At 58.4% G+C, this 9,955-nt stretch carries 8 protein-coding genes; 6 read left to right on the plus strand and 2 right to left on the minus strand.

The window, feature by feature from the left end:
• Window positions 1–2 precede the first annotated feature (2 nt).
• From ACFVTJ_RS23000 to ACFVTJ_RS23015, 4 genes are all read left to right on the plus strand, one after another.
• Window positions 3–929, plus strand: coding sequence for a carbohydrate ABC transporter permease (locus ACFVTJ_RS23000; protein ID WP_386910883.1), 927 nt, complete (start codon window positions 3–5; stop codon window positions 927–929).
• Window positions 919–1,761 carry a carbohydrate ABC transporter permease gene (locus tag ACFVTJ_RS23005; RefSeq protein WP_386910884.1) on the plus strand — a complete coding sequence of 281 codons (843 nt, stop codon included), beginning with the start codon at window positions 919–921 and terminating at the stop codon, window positions 1,759–1,761. Before ACFVTJ_RS23000 ends, ACFVTJ_RS23005 begins: the two co-directional genes overlap by 11 nt.
• Before the next feature lie 14 nt (window positions 1,762–1,775).
• Window positions 1,776–2,819: an ABC transporter ATP-binding protein gene (locus tag ACFVTJ_RS23010; protein WP_386910885.1), complete on the plus strand. Its 1,044-nt coding sequence runs from the start codon at window positions 1,776–1,778 to the stop codon at window positions 2,817–2,819.
• Window positions 2,820–3,107: 288 nt separating this feature from the next.
• Window positions 3,108–4,097 carry a hypothetical protein gene (locus ACFVTJ_RS23015; protein ID WP_386910886.1) on the plus strand — a complete coding sequence of 330 codons (990 nt, stop codon included), beginning with the start codon at window positions 3,108–3,110 and terminating at the stop codon, window positions 4,095–4,097.
• Window positions 4,098–4,301: 204 nt separating this feature from the next.
• On the opposite strand, the gene ACFVTJ_RS23020 is transcribed toward ACFVTJ_RS23015, so the two are convergent.
• Together ACFVTJ_RS23020 and ACFVTJ_RS23025 are read right to left on the minus strand one after the other, a co-directional pair.
• On the minus strand, window positions 4,302–7,415 hold the full coding sequence (locus tag ACFVTJ_RS23020; protein WP_386910887.1) for an efflux RND transporter permease subunit: 3,114 nt from the start codon (window positions 7,413–7,415) through the stop codon (window positions 4,302–4,304).
• Window positions 7,415–8,524 carry an efflux RND transporter periplasmic adaptor subunit gene (locus tag ACFVTJ_RS23025; protein WP_386910888.1) on the minus strand — a complete coding sequence of 370 codons (1,110 nt, stop codon included), beginning with the start codon at window positions 8,522–8,524 and terminating at the stop codon, window positions 7,415–7,417. The genes ACFVTJ_RS23020 and ACFVTJ_RS23025 overlap by 1 nt, the downstream gene beginning before the upstream one ends.
• 98 nt (window positions 8,525–8,622) lie before the next feature.
• Here ACFVTJ_RS23025 and ACFVTJ_RS23030 point away from each other — a divergent pair, with 98 nt between their 5' ends.
• Together ACFVTJ_RS23030 and ACFVTJ_RS23035 are read left to right on the plus strand one after the other, a co-directional pair.
• Window positions 8,623–9,210 (plus strand): TetR/AcrR family transcriptional regulator, encoded by a 588-nt coding sequence (locus tag ACFVTJ_RS23030; RefSeq protein ID WP_386910889.1) that lies wholly within the window; start codon window positions 8,623–8,625, stop codon window positions 9,208–9,210.
• Window positions 9,211–9,665: 455 nt separating this feature from the next.
• A partial coding sequence (locus ACFVTJ_RS23035; RefSeq protein WP_386910890.1) for a hypothetical protein occupies window positions 9,666–9,955 on the plus strand: 290 nt, incomplete at its 3' end.

Here is a 9,955-nt window from a genome sequence, read left to right on the forward strand (position 1 = left end):
CCATGACGCTTGCTCTCCAGACGGCGCAGAAAGAGGCCCGGCGCGGCTTCTGGACCATGGCGCGCCGAGACGCCGCCACCGGTTATCTGTTCATAGCGCCGCAACTCATCGGTATCGTTGTCTTTGTGCTCGTGCCGCTGGTGCTGGTCTTCTGGTATTCGCTGCATGAGTGGAACGTGCTGGCGGGATCGTTCCGGTTCACCGGCGCCGCCAACTACCAGAAGCTGCTCAACGACCCGGCCATAGGCGAAGTGCTGGCCGTGACCGCCGTGTTCTCGGCCGGACTTGCCCTGCTCAATATGAGCCTGGCGCTGGGGCTTGCGTTGCTCCTGAATCAGAAGCTGGCCTTCATGACCGTGTTCCGCACGCTGTTCTTTTCGCCCGTGGTGGTGTCGCTGGTTGCCTGGACAATCGTCTGGAGCTTCTTGTTGCAGAACAATGGCGGTATCAACGGCCTCCTGCAAATGATCGGCGTCGAAGGTCCCAACTGGCTGCGCCACCCAACGACCGCGATGATCTCGGTCATCGTCGTGCAGGCGCTCAAGAATCTCGGCCTCAACATGATCCTGTTTCTTGCAGCACTACAGGGCGTGCCGCGGGAACTGTTCGAAGCCGCGCGCGTCGACGGTGTGCCGCGCTTCAAGCAATTCTATCGCATTACCCTGCCGATGATCAGCCCGACGATCCTGCTCGCATCCATCGTCACCATCGTCGGCGCGTTGCAGGTCTTTGCGCAAATCATGATCCTCACGCAGGGCGGGCCGGGTTTTTCCACGACGGTTCTCGTTTATTACCTCTATCAGCAGGCCTTCCAGTTCTACCTCTTCGGTTATGGCTCGACACTCTCCATCATCCTGCTGGTCATTGTCGGCGCGCTCACTTTCATCCAATGGCACCTGCGCAGAAAGTTCGTATTCTATGAAAACTGAACTCAGCCCACGCGCGCAGACGCTGATCTATTTCATACTCTGCGTGCTGCTTGTCCCCTTCGTTTTTCCAACCTGGTGGATGGTCACGTCGTCGGTCAAACCCGTCAGCCAGATATTTGCCTTTCCGCCGGATATCTGGCCGCGCGCCTTTGATTTTTCGTCCTATTCCGACGTTTTCAGAATACAGCCCTTCGCGCTGCAATACTGGAACTCGGCCTATATCGCGGCAATCGTCACCATCGGCACCATGGCAGTGGCGTCGATGGCCGGATATGCCTTTGCGCGTATCAGGTTCCCATTTGCCAACGCCATTTTCATGGTGGTGCTGGTGGGGTTGCTCATCCCATCCGAAGTGACGCTGGTTCCGCTGTTCCGGATGTTTCTCAAATGGGGCATGATCAACACACACTGGCCGCTGATCCTGGTGCCGATCTTCGGTGCGCCGGCGGTCTTCGCCACCTTCATCATGCGCCAGTTCTTCATCTCCTTGCCGGTGGAACTGGAGGAGGCCGCCCGGGTCGATGGCCTCGGCCGGTTCAAGATATTCTGGACCATCGCCCTGCCGCTTGCCCGTCCGGCGCTGGCCGCCGTTGCGGTCTTTACCTTTCTCGGCAGCTGGAACCTCTATCTCGAACCCATCGTCTTTCTTTCCAGCCCCGACAAGTTCACCCTGCCCCAGGCGCTGACACAATTTACCGACGCCTACGGCGGACCGATGTGGAACATCCAGCTTGCCGCCGCGACGATGACCGCCATCCCCGTCCTCATCGTCTTCATCGTTGCGCAGAAACAATTCGTCGAAGGCCTCGCCCATACCGGCCTCAAAGGCTAATCGAAAGGCTGACCATGGCACCCGTTACCCTTAGATCCGTCAAGAAAAGCTATGGCGCATTCGCCACCATCCATGGTGTCGACATCGATATTGCCGATGGCGAATTCGTTGTCCTCGTCGGCCCTTCGGGCTGCGGCAAATCCACTTTACTGCGGATGATCGCAGGGCTTGAAACCGTGACCAGCGGCGATATCTCGATCAGCAGCCGTGTCGTCAACGAGATCGAGCCGAAAGACCGCGACATCGCCATGGTCTTCCAGAACTACGCGCTGTATCCGCACATGAGCGTGGCGAAAAACATGGCTTTTTCGCTTGAACATCGCGGCGGCAGCAAAACCGAGATCGCCGAGCGGGTGAGCTGGGCAGCCGAGATATTGGGGCTGACGCCATTGCTCGAACGGTTTCCCCGACAGCTTTCCGGCGGGCAGCGGCAGCGCGTCGCCATGGGCCGCGCAATCGTCCGCAATCCTCAGGTTTTTCTGTTCGACGAACCGCTCAGCAATCTCGATGCCAAGCTGCGCGTGGTGATGCGCGGCGAAATCAAGGGGCTGCACCAGCGTCTGGGGGTCACCACCGTTTATGTCACGCATGACCAGGTGGAAGCCATGACCATGGCCGACAAGATCGTGGTGATGAATGCCGGGCGGGTCGAGCAATGCGGGGCGCCGCTCGAACTTTATGACCGGCCCGCCAATCCCTTCGTCGCCGGCTTCATCGGTTCCCCGGCGATGAATTTCATCAAGGGGCGACTGACTGCCAATGGCTTCGAGGCTGATGGCGTCGTCCTGCCCCTGCCGCCCGGCCCGACCTCGGGCGACGCCATATACGGCATCCGCCCGGAACATTTCGAGCTGGTCAACCAAGGCCTCACCGCGACCGTTTTGCTGGTGGAGCCAATGGGATCGGAAACGCAGGTCACGATGATGCTCGGCCATCACCAGGTCATTGGTGTCTTCCGCGAGCGCGTACAAGCGCAGCCGGGCGCGACCATCGAGGTTCAGCCGGATCTGGCATCGATCCATTTGTTCGATGCCGCAACCAATCAACGCATCAACTAGCACCGAAACCCGGGAGCGTGCGGATGCAGTGCGAACCGCCCGGGATGCAGCACCCCATTCGTGCAATGGTAGCGAAACTGCGACGCAATACAGAATTCAATGATCAAAAATCACTACCCACGGAAGCCATATGGCGTTGAACTTGGGATAGACAGTCCAAAATCGGCATGTCAGGTGTAGGGAAAGCCGTAACCGGAGGGCACGCAAATTCGCACGAATATAACACGGCGCCATACAGGTCTGGTCCCTCGCCTCTTTCTCACAGCCGGGCTGACATTCCAGGCAACCATGGAATTCGGCCCCGCGCAGGCGGCGGAGAGTGTGACCGTTCCGCCTTACGCGCCCGCCATCGGGACTGAGCTTCATTATCGCGTTCAAAAGACGACCGAGACCGATATGTCGCTTTGGCTCGACAAGCCGGGAGCATCCTCCGCTGTCATGCGCGGTGACTTCCGTCAATCGGCAACGGTGCTGTCGCGGGACGACGAGGGCATGCGGGTGCGATGGAGGCTCTCCGCTGATATCCCGCCGGATGCGGCGGACGCGGCGGATTCTTATCCCATGAACGCCATGTTTCGCAATTCGCTCGCCGCCTACGGTGTTCAGCAAGTGGAATTCGAGACCGACCTGAGCGGCACCCCCACGGCGCTGGTCGGCGCGGATCAGATCCTTGCCAATATGGAGAAGCTACTGTCCACCTCTCCGCCGGACAGCACGGCCTCCCGTATGCTCCAGACCGTCAAAAGTAACCCTCTCACAATTATCGACGTTCTTGCGCCCGAAAGCATGATCCTTGCGCTTGGGCAATCTTCAGAAGCGTTCACGACCGATATCGGACGGGAATGGACGGTTGAAGGCAATGAAGAGTTGAAGGGTATGCTCGTCCCGACAAGCACCGTCTGGAAACTCGAAGCAGCCGACGAGATCAGACAAATCGCCACGTTCAGCGCAAAGACGACCTACGATCCGGCTGCACTGCTGCAATCTCAGCAATCTTCGATCGACGGCATCATCGCAAGCTTTGGAGACCGGGCGAAGCAACTGTCCGACGCCCGGTTGGCGCAGGCCAGAATTGCCGGGAAGTCGCGAATTGTGACCTATGTGAATTCAACACGCGACGGTTCGACACTCGAAGTTCTGGAAAATACGGTCGCAAGCGTCGGCGGCGTGACACTCACAATGACGGTGCATGTCTGGCAAGAGGGTCAGCCACCCGTCCTGCCTGCACCCCAGGCGTGGAATGCCGGAACCCTGTCTGGCCAACGACAGAACCAGTAACGCCCGAAAACTGCTGCATATCCGCCTCCCTCTCTCAAACAGGCCGATGGCGGCAACGCCTCTGCCGAAAGTGCAAAGAACATTGCACCGATTTCGCTCAAGGTTGCAGAGGTGAAAACCTCGGTCGATCCCCGCTGCCTATGCGAACGACGGGGATTCTGTACTGGAAGAGGCGTTGGAGTTTGAACGGCAGGAACAGGTCGGCTATTCCGCAGCAAGGGAGAGCTGAGCTCTTTCCGTGTTTCCGTGCTCCGTCGAATAGATTTCTGCCTTGGGCGGCTTGATGCGGAACCATGCGGCGTAGAGTGCCGGCAGAAAGAGCAGGATGATAAGCGTGCCCACCGCCGTTCCGCCGATAAGTGTGTAGGCCATCGAGCCCCAGAAAACCGAATGCGTCAGGGGAATGAAGGCGAGGACCGCGGCAAGCGCTGTCAGGATGACGGGCCTCGTTCGCTGCACCGTGGCTTCGATCACGGCATGATAGTCGTCCAGACCCGCAGCCTTGTTTTCCTTGATCTGCTCGGTGAGGATCAACGTGTTGCGCATGAGGATGCCCGCCAGGCCGATGAGACCCAGGATCGCGTTAAACCCGAAAGGCTGGTTGAACAGGATCAGGGTCGGCACGACGCCTGCAAGACCGAGCGGTGCCGTCAGCATCACCATGGTCATTGTCGACAGGCTGCGGACCTGAAGGATGATGACGATCAGGGTCGCTGCGATCATCATTGGGAACACCTTCACCAGGGCAGTATTCGCCTTAAGTGACTCCTCGATGTTGCCACCCATCTCGATCGTGTAGCCAGAAGGCAGAGATGCAATGAGCGGCTGAAGAGCGGTCATCACCTGTTGCGAAACCTCCGGCGGTTGTGTGGCCTCGTTAATGTCGGACCGGACCGTGACCACAGGCGTTCTGTCACGACGCTTGAGGATCGGCTCTTCGAAGCGCACCTCCGTGTGGCCGATCTGATCGAGCGGGATCGCACGACCGTCTCTCGTCACCAACGAGAAGTCGGCGAGCCTTGCAGGATCAAGGCGGATTTCACCGGCACTTCTGGCCACGACGGGAACGTTTCGGATGTTCTCACGAACTTGCGTAACCGAAACACCGCTCAGCAGGAGCTGTATCTGCTGGGCAGCATCGGCGGACGACATGCCGATGAGGTTCAGGCGATCCTGATCAGGAACGAACCGGACAACAGGTGTACGGTTACCCCAGTCACGGTTGGCATTTCTGACGTCAGGTACCGAGCTCATGAGAGCAAGTGCCTGCTCGGAGATTTTGTACAGCTCTTCGGCGTCCGGTCCTTTGATCCGAAACTCGACGGGGAATGGCGTATAGGGGCCAAAGACGAGTTGCGTGACGCGCACGAATGCCTCGGGCGCCAGCCCTTGCGCAACGGCTTCCCGCAGACGAAGTTTCAGCACCTCACGCTCATGTGCGTCGGATGTCAGCACAACGATCTTCGCAAAGGCAGGATCGGGCAGTTCGGGCGCCATGGCGAAGAAGAAGCGGGGCGCACCCTGGCCGATGTAGCTGGTCGCGATCTTGGTTTCAGGCTGTTGCTTCAACCAGGCCTCCAGCTTCTTGACCGTGGCTGTCGTCGTTTCGATGCTCGTGCCTTCAGGCATGCGAACTTCGACAAGAACCTCAGGACGGTCCGATGTGGGGAAGAATTGCTGCTTCACCGCACCCATCCCGACGACCGACAGCGCCATGACGACGCCGACCACGGCACAGGTCAGGAACTTGTGCTTGACGGTGAATTCGATCGCGCCGCGCAGGCGTCTGTAGTTCGGCGTATCGTAAATCGCATGATGACCGCCTGCTACCGGCTTGATATCGGGCAACAGCTTTACACCGAGATAGGGCGTGAAGATCACCGCCACGAACCAGGAAACAATCAGTGCGAAACCGACGATCCAGAAGATGTTGCCGGCATATTCACCCGCCGCAGAGGCGGCGAAACCGACGGGCATCAGGCCGATAATGGTCACAAGCGTGCCCGACAGCATCGGTGCCGCAGTATGGCTCCAGGCATAGGCAGCCGCCTTGATGCGGTCCATGCCCTCTTCCATCTTCACGACCATCACCTCGATGGCGATGATGGCGTCATCGACAAGCAGGCCAAGTGCGAGAATCAATGCACCGAGCGTGATGCGGTCGAAGAACCGCCCCGTCTCGAGCATGATGATGAAGACCACAGCGAGCGTCAGCGGAACGGCCAGAGCCACGACGATGCCCACCCGCCAGCCGAGGGCAATGAGACTGACGAAGAGCACGACCCCGAGGGCCATGGCGAACTTCACCATGAATTCACCCACCGCCGCGTCAATGTTGACGGCCTGATCGCTGACCTTCGTCAGTGTTATGCCAAGGGGTAATGACTGTGCAATCCGGCCGGAGCGGTGCTCTAACGCCTTGCCAAGCTCCAGACCATTCCAGCCCTGCTGCATGACCACGCCGAGCATGATGGCCGGCTCGCCGTTATGACGGATGACATAGCTTGCCGGCTCCTGATAACCCCGGCGTACCTCAGCAATGTCGGCAAGCTTGAACGCACGGCCGGAAGCGACGATGGGCGTTTCAGCGATAGACTGAATACTGTCATAGGCACCGTCGAGACGAATGAAGACCTGCGGACCCTGCGTATCTATCGAGCCAGCGGGCGTAACGGTATTGCGCCGTTGAAGCGCTGCGGCAATGTCCTGAGGTGATATGCCGAGCGTGGCGAGCTTCTCATAGGAGAACTCTACGAATATCTGCTCCGGCTGTTCGCCGAGAATGTTGATCTTCTTCACGCCGGGAACATGGAGCATATCCTGCCTGATCTTTTCCGCTTCCCGGACGAGATCGCGCATCGGCATGCCCTGCGCCTTGAGAGCGTAAAGGCCGAAGCTGACGTCGGAATATTCATCGTTCACGAATGGTCCCAGAACACCCTGCGGCAGGTTTCTGGCTTCATCGCCGAGCTTCTTGCGCGCCTGATAAAATTCTTCGGCGACAGCGCGTGGCGGCGTATTGTCCTTGAGCGTGACGGTAAGATAGGCAAAGCCGGGGCGCGTCGTTGTCTCGACCCGGTCGTACCAGGCCAATTCCTGAATGCGCTTCTCCAGCGGCTCGGCAACGAGATCCTGCATCTCGCGCGCGGTTGCGCCCGGCCAGACAGTCGTGACCGTCAACGTCTTGATGGTAAAGGAGGGATCTTCAGCGCGTCCTAGCTTGACGAAGGCATAGACGCCGGCAAGCGACAGAAGGACGATAAAGAACAGCGTGACGGCGCGTTCGCGAACCGCAAGGGCGGACAGATTGAGGTTCATCAGTTTGCCGCCTCTTTTGTCCCAATGCTGGTGCGAACTTGCGCTCCATCCTTCAGAAGATGTGCGCCAAGCGCAACGACCTGCTCTCCCGGCTTGACGTTGGTCACGATCACATTCTCTTCGCCCACCCGCTCCACGTTCACATCACGGAACTTCACGACGGAAGATTGCTGATCGATCACCCAGACGCCTGTTCGCGTCCCGTCATCCAACAGCGCGCCTATCGGCAGTTCGGCATGGTTCTGCACATCCCTGTTCTCGATTTCGATGGTGACGGTCGCCCCGAGGGGCGCATTTGCAGCGCCCCCTTCCAGCACCCAGCGCGTTTCATAAGTGCGGGTCTGCTGATCGGCGGAATCGGAGATCTGGCGCAGCTTGGCCTTTTCCACATTGTTTCTGCCATAAACCGATGCGGAGGCCTGAACGCCAATGTCAGGACGCATGGTTTCGGGAAGCCAGACAATCGCTTCGCGCGGACCAGACTTCGCGAGCCGGACAACCGGCTGCCCGGCGGTTACCACCTGACCCGGCTCACCGAGCGTCTCGATAACGGTTCCATCTGCATCGGCAACAAGAACCGCATATCTGGCCTCGTTTTCGGCAACATTGGCCTCAGCCTGAGCGGCGGCCAACTGTGCCGTTGCCGAATCCAGCAGAGCTTTCGATCGTTCATATTGCTGCGTCGAGGCGGCAGAGGTCTTCACCAGCACGGCAAAGCGTTTCTCATCTGCATTCGCTTGGACAAACGTCGCCTGTGCTGCAATGACAGCGTTTCGCTTGGCGGTCAGAGCAAGGCGAAGATCAGTCTCGTCAAGCCTCATCAAAGGCTGTCCAGCGCTTACCTGCTGCCCGACGTCGACAAAACGTTCAACGATCTTGCCGGGAACGCGAAAGCCGAGATTACTCTGGACCCGGGCACCAACGGTTCCGGTAAAGTTGCTGCTCGAATTGCCAGGAAGCCTGGCCGTCGCCAGGTTGACCAGTGGCGCCAAGGTCCGGGGATCGGCAGCCTTTGCCTCTGGTGCCTGCGCCGGAAGCAGCAGTGCTGCGGCTCCGCCTGCGGCCAGAGCCAGCACTGCTGCTGCAGTGACAACAAGTTTCCGTTTCATTTCATCGCCCCTTATTGACGGCCTAGTCAAAAATATTAGATTGCACTCTAACTCTAAAATATATATAGATGTCAAATGAAATCTAATTGGAGGTCCACATGCGAGTGAGCCGCGTACAGGCAGAAGAAAATCGGGAGAGAGTGATCAACGTCGCCAGCCGGTTGTTTCGAGAGCATGGTTTCGACGGGATTGGCCTGAAAGACCTGATGAAGGGGGCAGGCCTCACCCAGGGTGGATTCTACAAGCAGTTCGCATCAAAGGACGATCTTGCGGCGCTCGCATCACGGCGTGCTCTCGAGAGCGCCACGAGAAGGTGGTCTGATGCCGCAGCAGACACGTCAGATCCGCTGGAATCGATTATCGGCTTCTACCTCTCCAAAGATCATAGTGGCGAGAAGGCCGAAGGGTGTCCGCTTGTTGCTCTCGGCGCCGACGCGGCGCGTCAAACTGCCGAAGTTCGTCGCCCGTTTGAGGATGGTATCCGGGCGCATTTCGAGGTGCTCGAAGAACTCATCGGAGGTGCTGACGATGAAACTCGAAGCGAAAAGGCCATGGCAATATTGTCCATGATGGTCGGTGCGGTGACGCTGTCCCGGATCATCGAGGATGAACTGCTGTCGACGAGTATACTCGATGCAGCAGCAAGCGAGGTCCGGCGCATTGCTGACCGACATAGTAGCGACTAACAGACAGTTTTTGGATATTCGTCGCCGATAGCTGGCTTGGCTCAGCCGAAGCCGCAGGGATATCAGAAGAAAATAGCGCTAACCGCATGCCCCCAGTTCACGACCAGACATCGGGTCGGACGCCGAAGGCATGCCAGATTTTCGGTCGTAAACAGGTGGAAATGCATACCCGTTATCGCGCGTGCTGCGCGCAAGGTACGCAACGAATCCGGACGGCGCAAGCAAGAGATCGAGCACCTCAGCGAATGCGCGGACACGGTGATCATCATCCCTAGTTATAACTTATTCCGGGTTGCCGATGCGAAGAGGACCTCCACGGACGTCTTCGAAATGGAGCACCGAGTAGTGCATGCCATGGGCGGTTTGTCTCGAAAGGTCAGTCATGCGTGACATGACCGAGCGATCACACGCCAACCAGTAACACAGCGATAGCCGCAGAACGGAAATTCGCCCAAATGGATTTCATTCTTTCCTTCTCAATGTCGCCCACTCCTCTGGACGATAAACTCGAATGTTATCGGGTGCGGGCCATCGCTCTCAGTCCACGGTCGGATCGCCAGCATCCTGGCTGCGATGGAGCTTCGACCATTCTCGAGAAGCCGTTTGAGGCACAGAAGCAGCACGCTTATCTTGAGGCGCGTCTTGCTTGGGCGTTGGACAGGGATCAGAAACGCAAAAAGCTCCTCGACGCTTGTGCGGAGGAGCTTTCTGTTAAGGGATATGAATGGTCGAACATTCAGGTTTG

This window comes from Agrobacterium sp. NPDC058088 (genome assembly GCF_042885035.1).
GTDB lineage: Bacteria > Pseudomonadota > Alphaproteobacteria > Rhizobiales > Rhizobiaceae > Agrobacterium.